18 protein-coding genes are annotated in these 17600 nt (G+C 52.5%); 17 read left to right on the top strand and 1 reads right to left on the bottom strand.

Annotated elements, in window-relative coordinates; translation table 11 throughout:
* Positions 1-3 precede the first annotated feature (3 nt).
* The 11 genes from EYB31_RS01745 to EYB31_RS01695 all read left to right on the top strand — a co-directional run bounded on the left by EYB31_RS01745 (position 4) and on the right by EYB31_RS01695 (position 8848).
* Positions 4-1170, top strand: a complete 1167-nt coding sequence (locus EYB31_RS01745) for a glycosyltransferase family 2 protein (RefSeq protein WP_131011528.1) — start codon at positions 4-6, stop codon at positions 1168-1170.
* Between the two features lie 23 nt (positions 1171-1193).
* A complete protein-coding gene (locus EYB31_RS01740) occupies positions 1194-1928 on the top strand; it encodes a glycosyltransferase family 2 protein (protein WP_131011527.1) in 735 nt (244 codons plus the stop codon).
* A gap of 33 nt (positions 1929-1961) precedes the next feature.
* Entirely contained in the window at positions 1962-3140 is a 1179-nt protein-coding gene (locus EYB31_RS01735) for a glycosyltransferase family protein (protein WP_240761997.1), read from the top strand.
* A gap of 45 nt (positions 3141-3185) precedes the next feature.
* Positions 3186-4325, top strand: coding sequence for a CgeB family protein (locus EYB31_RS01730; protein WP_131011526.1), 1140 nt, complete (start codon positions 3186-3188; stop codon positions 4323-4325).
* Positions 4326-4375: 50 nt separating this feature from the next.
* Entirely contained in the window at positions 4376-5407 is a 1032-nt protein-coding gene (locus tag EYB31_RS01725) for a GT-D fold domain-containing protein (protein WP_206105419.1), read from the top strand.
* A 45-nt stretch (positions 5408-5452) separates the two neighbouring features.
* Entirely contained in the window at positions 5453-6853 is a 1401-nt protein-coding gene (locus EYB31_RS01720; protein ID WP_240761996.1) for a glycosyltransferase family 2 protein, read from the top strand.
* A 131-nt stretch (positions 6854-6984) separates the two neighbouring features.
* Positions 6985-7275, top strand: coding sequence for a hypothetical protein (locus EYB31_RS01715; protein WP_131011525.1), 291 nt, complete (start codon positions 6985-6987; stop codon positions 7273-7275).
* 31 nt (positions 7276-7306) lie between these two features.
* The gene (locus tag EYB31_RS01710) at positions 7307-7657 is read left to right on the top strand and encodes an alpha-helical endospore appendage domain-containing protein (RefSeq protein WP_131011524.1); all 351 of its coding nucleotides are present in this window, start codon (positions 7307-7309) and stop codon (positions 7655-7657) included.
* A complete protein-coding gene (locus EYB31_RS01705) occupies positions 7654-7986 on the top strand; it encodes a hypothetical protein (protein ID WP_206105418.1) in 333 nt (110 codons plus the stop codon). Before EYB31_RS01710 ends, EYB31_RS01705 begins: the two co-directional genes overlap by 4 nt.
* A complete protein-coding gene (locus EYB31_RS01700; protein ID WP_131011523.1) occupies positions 7986-8231 on the top strand; it encodes a hypothetical protein in 246 nt (81 codons plus the stop codon). The genes EYB31_RS01705 and EYB31_RS01700 overlap by 1 nt, the downstream gene beginning before the upstream one ends.
* A 164-nt stretch (positions 8232-8395) precedes the next feature.
* Positions 8396-8848, top strand: coding sequence for a ferritin-like domain-containing protein (locus EYB31_RS01695; protein WP_131011522.1), 453 nt, complete (start codon positions 8396-8398; stop codon positions 8846-8848).
* Positions 8849-9224: 376 nt separating this feature from the next.
* Here the strand turns inward: EYB31_RS01695 and EYB31_RS01690 are convergent, their stop codons facing one another.
* Positions 9225-10265 carry a ketoacyl-ACP synthase III gene (locus EYB31_RS01690; RefSeq protein ID WP_131011521.1) on the bottom strand — a complete coding sequence of 347 codons (1041 nt, stop codon included), beginning with the start codon at positions 10263-10265 and terminating at the stop codon, positions 9225-9227.
* Between the two features lie 173 nt (positions 10266-10438).
* Between EYB31_RS01690 and EYB31_RS01685 the strand changes: the two genes are divergently transcribed.
* From EYB31_RS01685 to EYB31_RS01660, 6 genes are all read left to right on the top strand, one after another.
* Positions 10439-11293 carry a sensor histidine kinase gene (locus EYB31_RS01685; RefSeq protein WP_131011520.1) on the top strand — a complete coding sequence of 285 codons (855 nt, stop codon included), beginning with the start codon at positions 10439-10441 and terminating at the stop codon, positions 11291-11293.
* Positions 11283-11948 (top strand): response regulator, encoded by a 666-nt coding sequence (locus EYB31_RS01680; RefSeq protein ID WP_131011519.1) that lies wholly within the window; start codon positions 11283-11285, stop codon positions 11946-11948. The genes EYB31_RS01685 and EYB31_RS01680 overlap by 11 nt, the downstream gene beginning before the upstream one ends.
* 82 nt (positions 11949-12030) lie before the next feature.
* A complete protein-coding gene (locus EYB31_RS01675; RefSeq protein ID WP_131011518.1) occupies positions 12031-12684 on the top strand; it encodes a YcnI family copper-binding membrane protein in 654 nt (217 codons plus the stop codon).
* A gap of 233 nt (positions 12685-12917) precedes the next feature.
* The gene (locus EYB31_RS40780) at positions 12918-13925 is read left to right on the top strand and encodes a peptidoglycan-binding protein (protein ID WP_131011517.1); all 1008 of its coding nucleotides are present in this window, start codon (positions 12918-12920) and stop codon (positions 13923-13925) included.
* A gap of 297 nt (positions 13926-14222) precedes the next feature.
* Positions 14223-15251, top strand: a complete 1029-nt coding sequence (locus EYB31_RS01665) for a TlpA family protein disulfide reductase (RefSeq protein WP_165452147.1) — start codon at positions 14223-14225, stop codon at positions 15249-15251.
* A gap of 630 nt (positions 15252-15881) precedes the next feature.
* On the top strand, positions 15882-17597 hold the full coding sequence (locus EYB31_RS01660; RefSeq protein WP_131011515.1) for a DUF262 domain-containing protein: 1716 nt from the start codon (positions 15882-15884) through the stop codon (positions 17595-17597).
* The last annotated feature ends 3 nt before the right edge of the window (positions 17598-17600 follow it).

The following is a 17600-nucleotide window of genomic DNA, read 5'->3' as shown; positions in this document are numbered from 1 at the left end:
GGCATGTTGAAACGCAGAGCAGCGGTTGCCAGGCGCAGAACTGCGGCGCCCAAACGCGGACCCGCCGGAAAGAAACTGAGGGTCGGCGTTGTGAAACGCAGGTCGGCAGCCGTGAAGTTTGGAACTAAGGCAAGAAAAAGGAGAAAAACCGGAGGATCGGCGCGCAGCAGACGCAAGCCGGCGATCCGGTTCAAAGTGAAACCGGGAAGCTGGCTGAATTGGGGGATCGACGCAGGCAAGAAAGATGCCGGAGATCATCCGATCGGCGGAGAAGCTTCGCATCAAATCGCCTTAAACCGGATTTGGCAGGAAACCTCCAAAGCTAAACATTTGTCCTCCTGGCCGAATTACTGGTCTGCGGCCAAAGGATACGTGCAAGGATACAGCCAGGTATCCGGGATACATGCGGAAAATTGGGTGCTGATGCCAACCGGGAAAACGGTGTCGGCGGTGTTGACCGTCATGAACGAAGAAGATTCCGTATTGTCGGTCGTTCAAGAATTAAGACGGCTGCCGCTGAAGGAACTGATTGTTGTCGTTAACGGTTCGGAGGATCAGACGTTCCAGAAAGTGCGCAGCGGCTCCGACGCTCTTGTCGTGTATTACCAGCACCGGCTGGGGCATGACGTGGGCAGGGCGATCGGCTCCAAATTGGCCGATTCGGACATTATCTTGTTTGTGGACGGCGATTTTACGATTCCGGCTGAGCAGTTGCTGCCGTTCATCGCCTCCGTGGACCGCGGGACGGATATGGCGCTTAACAATATTACGCCATACCTCGGTTCGTATGCTTCCTTGGATGCGGTCAGTATCGTCAAGCGGTTTCTCAACCTCGTTATGGGCCGGCCGGATCTTGCCTCCAACTCGCTGACGGCAGTGCCGCACGCGGTATCGCGCAAAGCGCTGGAAACGATCGGAATCGAAAGTCTGATGGTCCCGCCGAAAGCGCAAATCAAGGCGCTGCTTGCGGGATTGAGTATCTCGGCTCCGTGGAGCGTCGACGTCATTTCCATGAACAAGATGAAAAGGTTCAATTCAGGAGAGCGAAGCCCGGTGGCGGACCTGATTGTCGGCGATCATATCGAGGCGTTTGGCGCGGCATTCGAGAAAAAAGGGGATCGGCTGAGCTTCCCCGACAAGCTGCGCAAAAGACATTACGCTGCGGAATAAACCGCTCGGAGGGGGGAAGTTAAGTGCAGACGACAAGCATCATTATTCCGAACCGCAACGGCCTTGGCTACCTTCGGGAATGCGTGTTGTCGATCAAGCAGCATACGGATGCGGAGACGCCGTATGAAATCATTGTGGTGGATAACGGCTCCGACGACGGCTCGCTGCAGTATTGCCGGCAGGAGCACATCAAATTTATATCGCTGCCGTCCAACCGCGGATTCCCGGCCGCCTGCAATCTCGGCATGCGCATTGCTTCCGGAGATGCGCTCATGCTGCTTAACAACGACGTGCTCGTAACGAGAAACTGGCTGAAAAACTTGCTCCGCTGCTTGTACAGCGGCAATGAAGTCGGCATCGTTGGTCCCGTAACCAATTTTGCCAGCGGCAAGCAAATGGTGGAAATACCGTATAAGACATCGGAGCAGGCGGCCGGTTTCAGCAATACGGCCGATCCCGGCAAATGGTTGAACGTTCCGCGGCTTATCGGCTTCTGCTTCCTATTCAAGCGGGAACTGCTGCACCGGATCGGACTGCTCGACGAGCAATTCTCGCCGGGACATTTCGAAGACGACGATTATTGTTACCGCGCCAGGTCTCAGGGTTACCGGCTTCTTATCGCGGCCGATACGTTCATATACCATCACGGCAGCGCCAGCTTTGGCAAAGAAGGGGACGATCGGGTAAAGCAGCTGATCCGGCGCAATTACGACAAGTTTGTCGCCAAGTGGGGCGTCGATCCGCACAGCTTTATATAACCGCTTGTTTGCGGGTGGAAGGGAGGAAGCGCTTTGAGAAAAAAACGCCGTACGGTGAAGCTGCGGGTAAAGACCGGAAAGCTCCGCAGAAAGGTGAGAAGGGCGCCCGGTAAAGCGGCCGCCCGACCGCCGCTGCCAAACGGTTATGACGAAGGCGTACGCGACGGGTTGGAGGCGGGCAGGCAATATGGATTCCGGCTCGGTTCCAGCATGGGCGTGGCGGGCAGAATTGCTCCGGAACAGGGAATGCTGCGGGACATCAAAGTATTCTACGTCAAGGAAGGGTTCACGTCTTTGGACGACGGGATCATTGAGGCGCTGCAGGGCCTGGTGAGGGAAGTTGTACCGCTTCATGAATCGCAGGATGCGGCGCAGCTTGCCGCCGAGCAGCGTCCCGACTTGGTGATCGTGCTGAACGGGACACGGTTCCCGCTGTCGCAAGTTGACGCATTGCGCAATCTCGGCATCCCGACCGCATTATGGCTGGTGGATGATCCTTACCATACCGATATCAGCAGCGTCAGCGCTCCGCATTATTCATTTGTCTTTACGCACGAAATCAATTGTTTGTCGTTCTACCGCGCCTTAGGCTGCGGCCGAGTTCATTATTTGCCGCTTGCAGCGGGGCGAAGCACTTATTTTCCGAAAAAGGCGGATATAACCCAGCATACGGATATTTGCTTTATCGGCAACGGATTTGTGAACCGGATCGCCTTTTTTGACCGGATCGCCCCGTTCCTGGCGGACAAAAAAGTGCTGATCGCAGGCTGGTGGTGGGACCGGCTGACGAACTATGCGCTGCTTAAGGACAAAATCAAGCTTAACGCGGACTGGATGCCTCCGGGTGAAACGTCAAGCTGCTACAATGGGGCCAAAATTGTCGTGAATTTGCACCGCAGCGACGATGATCCGTCCAACTTTAACAGCAGAGGCATCGCCGGCCATTCCATTAATCCGCGCACATACGAAATCTGCGCGACCGGCGCGTTTCAACTGACGGATACGCGCGGGGACTTGGCCGATCTGTATGTCCCGGAGAAGGAAATCGCGACTTACGCGAGCCCCGAGGAATTTATTGAGAAAGCGGCTTATTACTTGGAGCATGCTGACGAAAGAGTAGCCATAGGGCTGCGGGGACTGCGGCGGACGCTGGAGGAGCATACGTACCGGAGAAGGCTGGCACAGCTCATTCAAACCGTATTTTCCGGTTAATCTCCGGATGGGTTCCTAAGGCAATTCGGAAGGAGGACTGCAAGAATGGCTCGTGTAAAGCGAAAAAGCAAAAATAAGCGGCTGCCTAGGGGGAGCTATCAGAAGGGCTGGAACGAAGGTTTTGCAGCCGGCCGGCCGTACGGTTACCATCTGGGAGCTTGCGAATCTGCTGTAAAAAGCTGCGCCGGAGCCGGAGCAGGCGCACAAAGACCGGTTCGCGTGTTATTTGTTGTCTCAGGTCAAGGAGATCCTTACGCTACCATCGAACGGGGGCTGCTGGAAGCGCTGCGGCCGCTTGTCGCCGAACTGCTTGTCGTCAGTCCGTTCGACGATGTGGCGGGTGCCGCAATAACGGCTAGACCCGATTTGGTGCTCGTATTTAACGGGTTGAATTATGTTTCGCCGGAGACGATACAGTCGATTCGCAACAACGGCGTCCGTACGGCAGTCTGGTTTACCGACGATCCTTATTACGCCGATTTATCCGTGAATATCGCGCTCCAATACGATCTTGTGTTCACACAGGAGCTCAGCTGCGTGGAATTATACCGCACGGCCGGCTGCACGGACGTTCATTATATCCCGCTAGCTGCCAGTCCCCGCATTTATCGGCCGCAGCGTGTTGCTGCCGTTTCCCATACCGACGTTTGTTTCCTAGGGACGGCATACCGCAGCAGAATCGGACTGTTCGACCAGATGGCCGCTTATTTAGCGGGAAAAAAGACACTGATCGTCGGACGATGGTGGGAGCGGCTTGGCTCCTATGAGCTGCTTAAACCCGCCATTCGGGGCGAAGCCGCCTGGCTGTCGACGGACGACACCGTGAGCTGCTATAACGGAGCGCATATTGTGATTAACCACCATCGCACTTTCGACGACGACGAAGTGAATGCAAACACGCGGAGGGTGCCGGCTTTTTCCCCCAATCCGCGAACGTTTGAAATCGCGGCATGCGGCACGCTGCAAATGGTGGATGCCCGGGAAGATATCGCGCGATTCTATACGCCGGGCCAGGAAATTGTGACTTATTCAAGCGTGGAAGACTTGACCGGCAAATTGGAATATTACCTCTCCCATCCGATCGAACGTAATCGCATTGCGTTAGGCGGGCTGGTCAGGACCTTAAAGGAGCATACGTATCCGGTACGGCTGCAGACGCTGCTGAAAGCGGCGTTCGGAGGCTGACAACTAAATAAAAAAGCGTTTTTTCTATAATGGAAGCAGGCGGTGGACAGATGAAACGGGTCGCGAAACGCAAGTTGAAACGGGTCGGTAAAAAAGGCGCGCTGCGTAAAAGAAAAGGCAAAAAAACCGTTGTCCGTAAATTAAAGGGCAGAAGAAAGAAGAAAAAGCTGGTGAAGCAGGAAGTTCCCGAGCAGGCGAGCCAGGATCCGCTTGCCGGTCATGAGGAGCAATTTAAGAAGGGATACCAGGAAGGTTTTCACGCCGGTCATGAGGAAGGCCATAAAAAAGGAGTTTACGACGGCGGCGACGCGATTGTCGATACGTTGCTGCCCTTTGATGCGATCCTTCCGGAAATTTCGGTTCATCAAATTATCGAAGCCGGCCTGAACCAGCTGAAGGATCATTATTTCATGCTGCAAAGCACCGGTCAGATTGCCGCAAGAATTCAAGATGCGCTGGATCATAAAACGCCGTTTTCGCTGATTCGGCTTGGCGACGGCGAAGTGCTGACGCTGGCGCAAGGCGTTGTACTGGGGGTTGAACAGGTTCGCCGGGAAGGGCATTTTCTGGAATACGCAGGCGTGCATGTGCCGGACTTTACGGCGAGAGACCAAGTGGCCGAAGCTGTGCGGCAGGCCCATGTCGTCGGTATTCCGAAGTTGCGCAGCGCAAACTATCAGCCCCTCGCTTTCCAATCGTTCCGCGCTCATGGGATTGATTATCGCGGGCTCAGCCTGACTCATTCGCTCATTAACTATTACTTGTTTAAAGACGGCCACCTCGGCAAACTGCTGCGAGGCCGCAGCGTGCTGGTCGTCGGCAATGTAGGTCCGGCGCTTGCGGCCGTATTGTCGGAGAACGGCATCCGTATATCGGGCGTCATTTCTCCGGTTCATGGCGTAGGGGATGTGCAGCGGGTGATGGGCGAGGTGCGCCAGCACCAGTTTGACATCGCACTTGTTGCCTGCGGTATCGCCGCCGTTTTGATTTCACAAAAAATCGCTGCGGAAATGGGCAAGGTGGCCATTGATTTCGGTCACTTGGCGGATGAAATCGCCAGCCGGCGCGAGCCCTTCAGATAACAAACAAATAAAGCATTTGCCGGAACCGGAAAGGAGACGCGTAATATGAAGATGAAACGGGCCGTCAAAGGAAAGGCGCGAGCCGGCCGTGCGCAAGCCGGAGTTTTCCGGAGGAGGAAGAACTTCAAACGGCTCCGCAGAATGAAATCCAGCCCTTATGATAGGGGTTACCGCAATGGTTTTCGGGCAGGCCGGGAGGGAGGTCTGCCGTATGGCTTCGAAACCGGCGTCATCGCCTTTCGTCAGCCTTTTGAAGGTACAAGTATCGTTATACCGACCTATAATCAATGCGAGCTGCTGCGGCAGTGCATCGAAAGCATCAAGCAGTATACGCCGGAACGCCATGAAATTATCGTCATCGACAACGCTTCGACGGACGGGACTGCCGATTATTTAAAATCGATGACAGGCCAGCTTCGTTACCGGATCAACAAGACCAATGCCGGGTTCTCCGGCGGTGTGAACCAAGGGCTTAAAATGGCCTGCGGAACGACGTTAATGGTGCTGAATAACGATACGGTGGTGACCAAAGGCTGGCTCGGCAATTTGCAGAAATGCCTGCAAAGCGATGAACGGTTCGGTCTTGTCGGTCCGGTGACCAACTACATTAGCGGAGAGCAGCTGGTCGCCACTTCTTATCCGAATATCGCGGAAATGCACCGTTTTGCCGAAACGTTTAATCAATCCGATCCTCAAAAATGGCAAAAAACAGCGAGGATTACCGGATTTTGCCTGCTGTTCCGGAGAGAGCTGTTCGAGCGGGTAGGCTTTTTTGATGAAGGGTTTGAGATCGGCAACTGCGAGGACGACGATTTCTGCCTCCGCGTCAAATTGCTGGGCGCCCAGCTTGTCATTGCCCGGGATACGTTTATCCATCATGTGGGCAGCGTGAGCATGAAGGCGCTCGATTCGAACATGGGGGCGGTCTACGAGAAAAATCAACAGTTTTACGGCCGTAAGTGGGGCTCCGTACCGGAGATCAATGCCGAGGCGGATGCGCAGACCGCACCCCGCCGCATGGTGCAGTATTATCCTAACGGCGTGACGGTAAAAGGCAACAACGGGGCATTGTACTGGCTGAGGGACGGCATCCGCCACCCGGTCACGGCAGCAGAACAGGTGAAATTGCCTGTCACTCGCCTGTCCCACGTCGATTTAAGAGGCTGCCCGGTCGGAGGAGCGGTTCATGCCGATGAACTGAACCGCTCGGCGGGAGATGCGCCGGATTATTACGGCTACCGCGACGGGACGCTTCTGCAAGCGGAGGAAGGCCGGACATTTCTTCTGGAGCAAGGCAAAGTGCGGCGAGTCATCTCCGGGCAGGCGCTTGCGTCCTGGGGCTATGAACGGCGGCCGGTCGTTCAGGTGGACGGTCACCTGCTGGGCGCCTTGCCGGCCGGATTGCCTATTCTTGCACCGGTCGTTCTGCAAGCCGATAATTTATAAGATTCCGATCGCGTAGAGTCCGGCTAACGGACTCGCGCTGCACAGAAATTGGGCGATCGCCTATGTCGCTTAATATGAGCCCGCGGCATAAAGTAAAGAAGATCGACTGCAGCAATCAGGAGGGGCGCCGGATGCAGAACCAAATTACGGACATGATTGTGCATATGGCCAAATCCCAGGAGGAACTGGCCAATATCATTGAAGCCAAAAGGCACATTGCCATTCATTTATCAGCGTTAAGCCATCATATTCCTCATGAGAATCCGGGATTCGGAGATATCAGCGATCTGATGGAACAATCGCTGCTGGTCACCAAAAGCATTACTTCTTATTTAAACAGCTTGGCTGATCTGGAGGATGCGTTGACGGAAAATTTGACCAGCGTCATTAAAGAATTGGAAGAGGACCCGGGAGAAGAGTAAGTTTTGGTGCGATCGGGAAAGGGGTATGAACTTGAGCCGAACTCAGTCTTATTACAGAATGCTTGATGCTGCAGCCAAAATTCAATTTAATATAGCGCTGATCCTTGAGGCCAAGGCGGTAGAGGCGGAAAAATCGCGCCACTGGGTATGCAATCACCTGTCTCCGATGGCTTATGAGGGCCATACCGAACAGGTTAAAGAAACGATGGATGTTCACGATCAACTGATTGAAGTGATCGACGGTTTGACCAAAATGGAAAACGCGCTTGCCAAAAACCTGCAAACCATTTTGAACCGGAAGGATGAGTCCGATTCGGGCGATTTGGGAGGAGGCGGAGGATTAGGCGATTTATTCGGCGGATTGGGCGGCGGCTTAAAATGAACGTGTTGGAAAAAGAGCGGCATATTAAACTTCATATGCTTATCTCGCTGGCGCGCAGCCAGCGGGCTTTAAGCCAGATGCTGGAGTCTGTGGCCCAAATCAGCGCCGATTCCGAGAAAACGGCTAAGAAGCTGGCTGAAAATATCGAGGTTATCGGCAAACACCAGCGCGTGCTCGCGGAAAAAATAACCGGCGTGAAGTTTGCTAGAATGAAACGGGGCAAACCGGGCAAGATCTGGCTTAATTCATCCTTTCTTCAGCCGATCGCTGCGAAAGAAACGTCCCCTGATGGATATGACGGCAATGAGGGCGAAAGGAGTGAACGCTGATGGCTCTAAAAGTGAAAAAGAAGGTGAAGCGAGGCCGCAAGAAGGCGTCCGGCTCAAGTAAAATCCGGCGCAAAAAAGTGATCCGCTCCTCGCGTCCGCTTCGCAAAAGAAAAAATCGGCTGGGCGGGCCCGCTCATAAAGAGCAATACGATCGGGGATATAATATCGGGTACGATCGAGGATTTCAGTCGGGATATGCCGAAGGTTTGGAAAGAGGCCATGAGAAGGCATATAGCGAATTGTAGCGGGAAACCATGACCCTTTTTCCATTTCCCAGGAAATAGTCGATTTGTGTCGGTAAAAAAACGTCCAGGATACCGCTGTGGGCGTTAATTTGTTGTGACGTAGGCGAGCCGTGCGGAATAAGAATATAATATACTCTTGTTTCGCATGGAATGGAGGCAACCTCATGGATACAACTTCCTTCAGCGCTTCTCACCCTACGTCCGGCGTTACGTTTCAGCATCGGGATTTTTGCTTGTTTGTGCGGTACTTGCAATGGAGTCTGGAGCACTCTGCGGAAATGGCTCAAACCTATTTAAGGCTGCTTGAAATGGCGCCGACCGATGACGAGGCCGAGCGGATCGAAACGATGCTGCGTGAAGAAAATAAGCATTTCGGCCTGTTTGAATCGATGTATAAAGAGCTTCGCGGCCACACGCCGAAGGTGCGCCCCGAGCCGGTTTTTTTCGAAACATACCGCGATGGACTGCAAGCCGCGGTTCATCGCGAACGAACGGCGATCAAGCAATTTCGCGATACTTACTTGCTGACTCCGAGCCCCAGAATCAGAGACGTCTTTTTTTTAACCTTGTACGATAAATGGGATCATATTGTCAGTTTGCTGCTGATGGACCGTTAGCACCGGTACAATGGATGAGTGTGCTTGCAGGGTTCAGCCGGAGGGTAGTTAAAGATGGATCAGGGTAAGCAGATTACCTCTCCGGCACATATCCATACACACGATTGTGTCGCAGGAAAAGTGGATCGCTGCGCTGTTATACAGCTGAACATTTGGAAGCAAGCGAATCATGCGCCTGAGGCTTGCCGCCGCTCTCGAGTTATGCCGAACACGGGCAAGCCAAGCGCATCATGCTTCGGAGGCTTGCCGGTCTCGAGTTCTGCCGAACACGAGAAAGCAAGCGCACCATGCGCCGGAGCGGAGCATTGTCGCAAACCCTGAGTGGCGGCGACTGGGCAACGCAAGCTTCCGGGTTGGGTTATGTCCGCTGCTAAGCTCAGCAGCTCCAGCGCCACAGCAATCCGGCATGGACAAGCCCGCCGCCGAATCCGTACATTAGCAGGTTATCCCCGTCTTGCAGTTTACCGGCTTTGGCCGCGGCATCCAATGCCAGCGGGATGGTGGCGGCGGAAGTGTTGCCAAATCGCTCGATAGTATGCAGCGTTTTATCAAGGGACAAGCCGGTTTTCTCGCAAACCGAGTCGATAATGCGTAAATTCGCGCTGTGCGGAATGAACCAATCCACCTGCCCGGCTGTCATGCCCGCCTTGTTCAGCAAAGCCGATACGCCAACCGGCACGGTCGTAACGGCGAATCGGTACACTTCCCGGCCGTTTTGAACGATGCGGCCATCTGCTTTCAGAGGTTGGCTGTCGCCGTTTTTGTCTTTCAGCTTATCGGTAAGGATGGTGCGGTACAGATGTTCCGCTCCCGAACCGTCAGCTCCGCCATGGTAAGCGATAAAGCCGGGCCGGTCAGCGCTTCGCTCAAGCAGTGCGGCTCCCGCGCCGTCGCCGAACAGGATGCAGGTGGTGCGGTCGGTATAATCCGTCGTTTTCGACAGCGCGTCGGCGCCGATGACCAGTACCTTGTTGTGCAGCCCGGCGCAGATCAGGCCGTTTGCTACATGCAAAGCATACGCGAACCCGGCGCAGGTCGCGTTCAGATCCATGGCGCCGGCTTGCTTCAGGCCAAAATGTCCCTGCACCAGGCAAGCGGCGCTGGGAAAAGCCAGCTCGGGCGTATGTGTGGCAACGATGATCAAATCGGTGTCCTCAAGTTCCGCTTGGGGGCATGTATCCAGCAAATTGCGCACCGCGGCGATGCACAGATCGCTTGTAAATTGATCGGGCGCGCATATGCGCCGTTCCCGGATGCCGGTCCGCTGCACAATCCAGTCATCGCTGGTGTCGACCATTTTTTCCAGATCGGCATTGGTCAGCACTTGCTCCGGCACGTAACTTCCCGTTGCGGTAATACGCGCTCCGGCAGGGCCGGGCGAAACGGCGTCTTGGTTGCGGGCGTTCAAACTTCCCATAAACAGCACCACCCAGTCATTTTAAAATGTAGTATCAAGTATTAGTACCAGATACTAAATATAGTTTACCGAATAGGGCGAAAGCTGTCAATATCCAAACCTCCGTGTATAATGGGATCAAAGACCGTACTGCTGCGGACGATCGAACAATAGAAAAAAAGTGGGGGACCGTTATGTCGCTGCGCACACTGAAGCTGCTTACGATTTTTGTGCCTGTGCTGATGATCGGAGGATTTGAATATATTCGTCATGATTTCTTGCTGGACATGCTGTCGATGGAAGCAGGCAATTTCTATATCACGGCGCTGACCTTGGTGCTCTCCCTGTTGTTTGCTACATGGATGTTCCGCAAAATCGAGCGCATCAATGTGCGGCTTGCGGAGGAACAATCGCAGCGCGCCGTTTATGAAGAAAGGGAGCGGCTCGCGCAAGAGCTTCACGATCATATCGCGCAAATGCTGTTTTTCCTGAATGTGCAGCTGCAGCAGGGGAAAATTAACGAAGCCCGCTCGGCGGCCAGTGAAATCGACAGTCATCTGCGCCAGGCGATTTTTAATTTGCGCACGCCTCCCGGGGACGGCAGCGCCTTCGCCTCCCGGCTCAGCGCTTGGGTTCAAGGCTGGAGCGCCATGACCGGGATCGAAGCGGATTTGATCATGGACGTGCCGGACGGTTATTTTACCGTTTCGCAGGAAGTGCAGTTGTTTGGCATCGTGCAGGAAGCATGCACGAATATACGCAAGCATTCGCAGGCGGAACGTGCAGAGATAACGCTTCGGCTCAAGGAGGTTTCTTCCCGTCCCGTCACCGGAGCTTCCCACAACGTTAATAATGGCTCCGGCTGGCGCTTGTCGGTAAAAGATGACGGTATCGGCATGGCGGAACGCTCGCCGCATTCTACCGGCTACGGACTGACGCTGTTGGAGAAGCGGGCCAAGGAGCTTGGAGCGGCATTTAAGGTAAGTTCCGCTCCGGGGCAAGGTACGGAAATCGATATTATCGGAGGAGGGGCTTCTCATGAAATATAGACTGCTTATCGCGGACGATCACCCGATGGCCAGAAGTGCGGTACGAAGCCTGGTGGAGGGAGATGCGGCCTTCCAAATCGTAGGAGAGGCGGCTAACGGCGAGGAAGCGGTTCAATTGTGCGAAGCGCTTTTGCCCGATGTCGTGCTGATGGACATCAACATGCCTGTTCTAGGCGGACTTGAAGCGACAAGGAAAATCAAAATCAAATATCCGCATATTCGGGTTGTCATGTTGACGGTCTCCGACGATGTGGCGGATTTATTCGCGGCGATTCAATACGGGGCGCAAGGTTATTTGCTGAAAAATATGAATCCCGCGGACTGGACGCTTTATCTCCATGCGCTGATTGACGATAACGCGGATCTGTCGCGGCAGATGGCGGACAAGCTGTTTCAGCGTTTCCGTTCGGGTCCGCGCGCGGAGGAACCCCAACCGTCGGCGCTCTCCGCCCGGGAGCAGGAAATCGCCGCGCGCATCGCTTCCGGAGACAGCAACCGGCAGATCGCCGAACAGCTGTTTATTACCGAAAATACGGTCAAAAACCATATAAAAAATATTTTAGCCAAACTGGAGCTCGACAACCGCGTGCAGCTGACGGCGTATGCGATCCGGCACGGACTGACACAGTACAGTCACAATGAGAAGCGGAAATAGCCCGCTCGGGCCATGTTTAAATCGGAACCCGTCGGTTACATTGTTTAAAGAACAATAAATCGCCGAGGGGTTGGATGTAGATATGAAAAAAACCGCCATCATGCTTTCTTTATGTTTTACTTTAGTATTGCTTGCAAGCGGCATCGCCAGTGCGCACGTAACGGTTCTGCCGAATCAATCGGTGCAAGGTACTTATGAGAAATTCGCGGTGCGGGTACCGACGGAGAAAGATATCCCTACCGTGAAGGTGGAAATCAAGTTTCCCGTTGATGATGTTTCCATCTCCCGTTTTGAGCCGAAGCCGGGCTGGAAATACGACATTGCCAAAGATGCCGCAGGCAAAATTACCGGCGTAACCTGGACGGCTACCGGTGACGGGCTTTCGGCCACGGAGTTTGGCGAGTTTTATATGCAAGGCAAGGTTGGGGATAAAGCGACCAAGCTGGTTTGGAAAGCATATCAAACGTACAAGGACGGCAGCGTGGTCGAGTGGGTTGGCGCCGAAGGCTCGGATAAGCCGGCTTCCGTAACGGCGGTGGCGCCGAAACCGGCCGGAGCCGCTGCGGACAGCCACGGCAACACGGCAGCCGCAGGCCATAGCGGCAATGCTGCTGCTTCGTCGCAAGGCTCAACAGCCGGAGGCTCTCAAGCGCCGCTGTATCTGTCTGCCGCCGCGCTTGTCGTAGCGGTGCTTGCACTGATCGCCGCGCTGCTGCGCAGAAAGCCGAGCCGCTAAAGGCTCTCAATCGCTGCTGTAAATCCGGACGATTTTCACTCCGGATCAAACAAATGAGACAGCCCGCAGGGAGTACTGCGGCTAACACAAGCTCGCTGAATATTTTCAGCGGGCTTTGTATTTTTTTCCAGGCAGGTGGGGGAAAGTAAATAATGGCTGATGATATGCGGCGGCTCTGCCGAAGCTATATCCGAATGATAGTCTACTTAAGACGGAAGAAGGATGAGCAACATATGATTCATGCGCAAAAACGCTGGTTTCTTGTTATTTTCGTCTGCTTGACGCTGCTTTTTACGAATATTCCGGCAGCGCAAGCATTTGGTCCGGGCGCTAGCGGTCCCGACGTGTTCGTTGTACAAGGCATGCTGAAATCGCTGGGTTACTTCTCGGGCAATATTACCGGCTATTACGGAACCGGAACACAAACAGGCGTCAAATTATTTCAGAAAGCGTATGGACTTCCCGTTACCGGGGCTGTAGACAATAAGACGCTGGAATCGATTTTGTGGGCATACGGCAAATTGAAAATTCCGAAGGAGTCTGCCCCGGAACCGGCACCAAAGCCGGAGACGACGCCAGAACCGACACCAACACCAACACCGACACCAACACCGACACCGGTACCAGGGCCGGGTACGATGCCGGAGGCGACACCAACACCGGAACCGGAGACGGCGCCGGAACCGACACCGGCACCAAAGCCGGAAACGACGCCAGAACCGGAACCTGCACCGGTCCCAACACCGGAGACGACGCCGGAACCGACACCGACACCGGTCCCAACACCGGAGACAACGCCAGAACCGACACCGACACCACAGCCGGCTCCAAACCCGGCCCCGACACCTTCTGTGACGATCAGCGCAGAGGAACGGCAAATGGTCGATTTGATCAATCAGGCGCGTCAGAAAGCCGGTTTGGCGCCGCTAACGGTCGATCCGGGGCTGGTGAACACTGCCAGGCTGAAAAGCAAAGATATGATCGATAACAGCTACTTCGATCATCAGTCGCCGACGTACGGCTCGCCATCCGACATGATGAAGCAATTCGGCGTAACTAATCAGACAGTCGGCGAAAATATCGCCTGCAATAAGTCTGCGGCAGCGGCTCATCAGGCGCTGATGAGTTCGGAAAACCATCGGGCTTATATTTTGAAAGCCGAGTTTACCCATATCGGCATCGGCATCGTGGACGGCGGCTCCTGCGGTAAAATGTTCACACAGCAGTTTATCGGTAAGTGATTTTAAGGCCGGCGGCGGACTGCTGCGGATGCATAGGCCCCGTCTTACCGCGATGCCGGCTTCTTCGCGTGGCGCGATGAACGATGCAGCGGCGCCGACAAACGAAACTTAAATTACAACGGCAGCGGCCAACTGTAACGGATCCCCCCGGGAACCAGCTCATTATTCTGCATGATGCAGGATAAGCTGGGGGCCGGGGGGATTTTTCATCTGAGCGTATCGCCTTGACACTTGTGGAATCTCATTCATACTAAAATGATAAGAGATACAATTTGGTGTTGTCGGAATGGGGGATGGATGATGGATCCGATACAGCTGGGACCTTTTTTTATCAAAGCGGAGCTGCTGCCGTGGATTGCGGCGCTAATCATCGCTTATGCTGCTTTAAAATATATGGTGAGACGGGAATCGGAGCCGGCGCAGCGCATACCGGAGCTGTTCGTAAATGGGGTTCTGCTTGCGTTTTTTACTTGGAAGTTCAGTTATATCGTTACGGAGCCGGCCGCGGCAGTGCGCAATCCGATGGCGTTGCTTTATTTTAACGGCGGCGAGGCCGGTATTTGGATTGCGGGAGCGGCGATAACATGGCTTATATGGCGCTTTGCAAGAAAGCACAAAGTGGCCGGGCTAGTCTGGCTGGACGCCATCTGCGCGGTTTGTTTGGCCGGGGCGGCAGGTTATTACACAGCCATGTGCCTGCTGGAGCGGTTCAGCGAAATCTTTCACCTGTTATCGGCGCTGCTGTCATGGGGGCTGCTGCTGCTTTATGCGGTTTCGAGAAATCGAACGGCCGGCATGGCCCGCGCGCAAAAAGGACTGCTCAGCGTCATTTTGCTGTTTGCCGCATTCACCTGGGAGGAGCAACTGCTGCATAAGGCGCAGCCGCTTGCGGCAATGACGGAAGGAGTGAAGCCGGGTCAGCTTGCTCCTGACATTTCACTTCAGACGACGGAGGGGAAGACCGTTAAGTTGTCCGATTATAGGGGCAAGAAGGTGCTGCTTAATTTTTGGGCCAGCTGGTGTCCCCCTTGTCGTGCCGAGATGCCGGATCTGGAGCAGTTTTACCGCGAGTCTGCCGGTCTTGATGTTGTGGTGCTGGCCGTAAATATGACAAACACGGAAGCGCGGCGGAGCGATGTGGATGCTTTTGCTGCGAATCAAGGGCTTACTTTTCCGATATTGTTGGACACCGACGGAACGGCCGGCGGCGCGTACCGAGTGATGGCGTACCCGACGTCGTATTGGATCGATGCCTCCGGGCTGGTTCGCGACCGGACTCAAGGGCCGATGAGCAAGGCGGCGATGAAAGCTTGGCTGCGGGAGTAGCCGGGGAATCCGCCTAAAAATTCCCCTTCCTCAAATTGGGTGTTTTTCCGCATGATCATAGTGGTGGATTCTCAGCAGATGAGTAGCTACTAAGCTTGTTCTGTCATGTTGGAAACTATTCAAAATGGCGGGTTAAAGTTAGTTTGTTTATAGTTAATAATTGGGTTTAAAACTATATAACCCCAGTGTCTTCGAGAGGGTGTTGAGCAAGCTGTTCCTCTCGAAAAGTGATTTTTGCAGCGTAACTATGAACGACCCGTACTTGAACGTAGTGTGTTCAGAAAAAACATGGTGCCAGAAAAATAGGTATGCCTATATATTCACACATTTTGGCGGCATTCGTACATCAGAGCTTGGAGGGGCATAATTCTTGCCTCCGGCAGCGCATCGTTGTAGCCCTTCACCCGATCTACATCGTACGGATGAAGCATCGAAATTGAAACAATTCCAGTACAGCACCCTCCCCCCTCATAGATTTTTTATCGAGAAGAAGGATATTGGAACTACTCTGTTGAAAATTTTACTGTTCTGGTGCAACTGGAGGCCTAGGACTATAGTTTATGGGATTGAAAACCAATGTAATTGTTTGGGTAATGGTAATTTCTTTGAGAGCGGAGGAATCATAGAAAGATGGCATTTGAGAAACCGATAACAATAAAGGAAGCCGTTGAAAATATGGCGGCTCGTCAATTCCTGCTTCCTTCTATTCAAAGGGAATTTGTTTGGAAGCCAGAGCAAATGGAAAAGTTATTTGACTCGTTAATGAAAGAATATCCCGTTGGTTCTTTTCTCTTCTGGTCTGTTCAAGGGGATAATGTTCATAACTATCAATTTTACGAATTTATTAGAGATTTTCATGAAAAAGATAACAAACGGAATCCAAAAGCAACTACATCAGGAATGCACTCCTTGACTGCAATACTGGACGGCCAGCAGCGACTGACTTCTCTGTATATTGGACTCAAAGGCTCGTATACGGAGAAGCTCCCTTATAAGAGAGTTAATGATCCTAATGCCTACGACAAGAAGAAGCTTTATTTGAATTTAAAAATGCCATCGGATCGAATCGATTTCAGATTTTTGTCTGATAAAGAAGTTGTTTCCTACCCTAAAGGAGAGTACTTCTGGTATCGAGTTGGAGATATCTTGAATTGCAATGGAATGCCAGATATTTTCAAGTTCATCACCGTAAATAACATCACTGAAAATTTTGCGTCGGAATGTTTAATGATGTTGTTCCAACAAGTTATCATGTCCCCAGTCATTCATTTCTTTATGGAAAAAGGAAATGAATTGGATAAAGTGTTGAATATCTTCATTCGGGTTAACAGCGGCGGAACACAATTGACGTATTCCGATCTGTTGCTTTCTATCGCAACTGCCCAATGGGAGAATGAGGATGCTCGGGATAGGATCACCGAACTCGTTGACGAAATTAACGATTACGGAGATGGTTTTAACTTCGACAAGGATACTGTTTTAAAATCATGCCTTGTCTTATGCGATTTTACTGACATCTCGTTTAAAGTAGATAACTTCAATGCTGCTAATATGAAGAAAATTGAAGACGAATGGGATACCATTTCCCAATCAATACGAGTTGCTGTGAAGTTGCTTGCTTCATTCGGTTATAATGCAAAAACTTTAACTGCCAATTCAGTCATTATTCCTGTTGCTTATTACATTTATAGAATCGGAAATCCGATCAATTTTGATGTCGCTTCCAAGCATCAAGATGACCGTAATCAGATTAAGAAGTTTGTCATAGTGTCGCTCCTGAAAAGAATTTTTGGTGGTCAACCTGACAATGTGCTGCGTCCTATGCGTGAAATCATTAAAGGAATGACTGATAAGTTCAGTTTTGATGCTATTAAGTCAAACTTGAAGATTACAAATAAATCGTTAAGGATTGATGATGAGGATATTAACGCGTTGCTGTATACGAAATACGGAAGCAACTATGCTTTCTCGCTTCTTGCACTACTGTATCCGACCTTGGACTATCGGAATATTTTTCACCAGGATCACATCATCCCTCGAAGTTTGTTAAAATCCCAAACGAAGCTGAGGAAATTAGGTCTTACCAATGACCAGATTAACTTCTGTCTGGAGAATGTTGACTACATTGGGAACTTGCAACTTCTCGAAGGTGTTCCAAACATCGAAAAGTCGGATATGCCTACTCAGCAATGGTTAGATCAAACATATCCCACGGCACAAGAACAGGCAGATTTTAGACATAAGCACTATATACCATCTGTTGAATTGTCAGCTAGTAAGTTTGAAGAGTTTATGAAACAAAGAGAAGTTCTCATTGCCAATAAGTTGGAACAGATCTTGATATAATTT

Origin of the sequence: Paenibacillus thalictri (genome assembly GCF_004307995.1) — a bacterium.
In the GTDB taxonomy this organism is placed as follows: domain Bacteria; phylum Bacillota; class Bacilli; order Paenibacillales; family NBRC-103111; genus Paenibacillus_AF; species Paenibacillus_AF thalictri.
The sequence above is the reverse complement of the archived record's forward strand: the minus strand, read 5'-3'. Positions and strand labels throughout refer to the sequence as shown.

What these genes read in the sequence shown, in the direction of transcription:
- EYB31_RS01745 (WP_131011528.1), top strand. Translation starts at nt 4, where the DNA reads ATGTTGAAACGCAGAGCAGCGGTTGCCAGGCGCAGAACTGCGGCGCCC.
- EYB31_RS01730 (WP_131011526.1), top strand. Translation starts at nt 3,186, where the DNA reads ATGGCTCGTGTAAAGCGAAAAAGCAAAAATAAGCGGCTGCCTAGGGGG.
- EYB31_RS01725 (WP_206105419.1), top strand. Translation starts at nt 4,376, where the DNA reads ATGAAACGGGTCGCGAAACGCAAGTTGAAACGGGTCGGTAAAAAAGGC.
- EYB31_RS01720 (WP_240761996.1), top strand. Translation starts at nt 5,453, where the DNA reads ATGAAGATGAAACGGGCCGTCAAAGGAAAGGCGCGAGCCGGCCGTGCG.
- EYB31_RS01715 (WP_131011525.1), top strand. Translation starts at nt 6,985, where the DNA reads ATGCAGAACCAAATTACGGACATGATTGTGCATATGGCCAAATCCCAG.
- EYB31_RS01705 (WP_206105418.1), top strand. Translation starts at nt 7,654, where the DNA reads ATGAACGTGTTGGAAAAAGAGCGGCATATTAAACTTCATATGCTTATC.
- EYB31_RS01700 (WP_131011523.1), top strand. Translation starts at nt 7,986, where the DNA reads ATGGCTCTAAAAGTGAAAAAGAAGGTGAAGCGAGGCCGCAAGAAGGCG.
- EYB31_RS01695 (WP_131011522.1), top strand. Translation starts at nt 8,396, where the DNA reads ATGGATACAACTTCCTTCAGCGCTTCTCACCCTACGTCCGGCGTTACG.
- EYB31_RS01690 (WP_131011521.1), bottom strand. Translation starts at nt 10,265, where the DNA reads ATGGGAAGTTTGAACGCCCGCAACCAAGACGCCGTTTCGCCCGGCCCT.
- EYB31_RS01685 (WP_131011520.1), top strand. Translation starts at nt 10,439, where the DNA reads ATGTCGCTGCGCACACTGAAGCTGCTTACGATTTTTGTGCCTGTGCTG.
- EYB31_RS01680 (WP_131011519.1), top strand. Translation starts at nt 11,283, where the DNA reads ATGAAATATAGACTGCTTATCGCGGACGATCACCCGATGGCCAGAAGT.
- EYB31_RS01675 (WP_131011518.1), top strand. Translation starts at nt 12,031, where the DNA reads ATGAAAAAAACCGCCATCATGCTTTCTTTATGTTTTACTTTAGTATTG.
- EYB31_RS40780 (WP_131011517.1), top strand. Translation starts at nt 12,918, where the DNA reads ATGATTCATGCGCAAAAACGCTGGTTTCTTGTTATTTTCGTCTGCTTG.
- EYB31_RS01665 (WP_165452147.1), top strand. Translation starts at nt 14,223, where the DNA reads ATGATGGATCCGATACAGCTGGGACCTTTTTTTATCAAAGCGGAGCTG.
- EYB31_RS01660 (WP_131011515.1), top strand. Translation starts at nt 15,882, where the DNA reads ATGGCATTTGAGAAACCGATAACAATAAAGGAAGCCGTTGAAAATATG.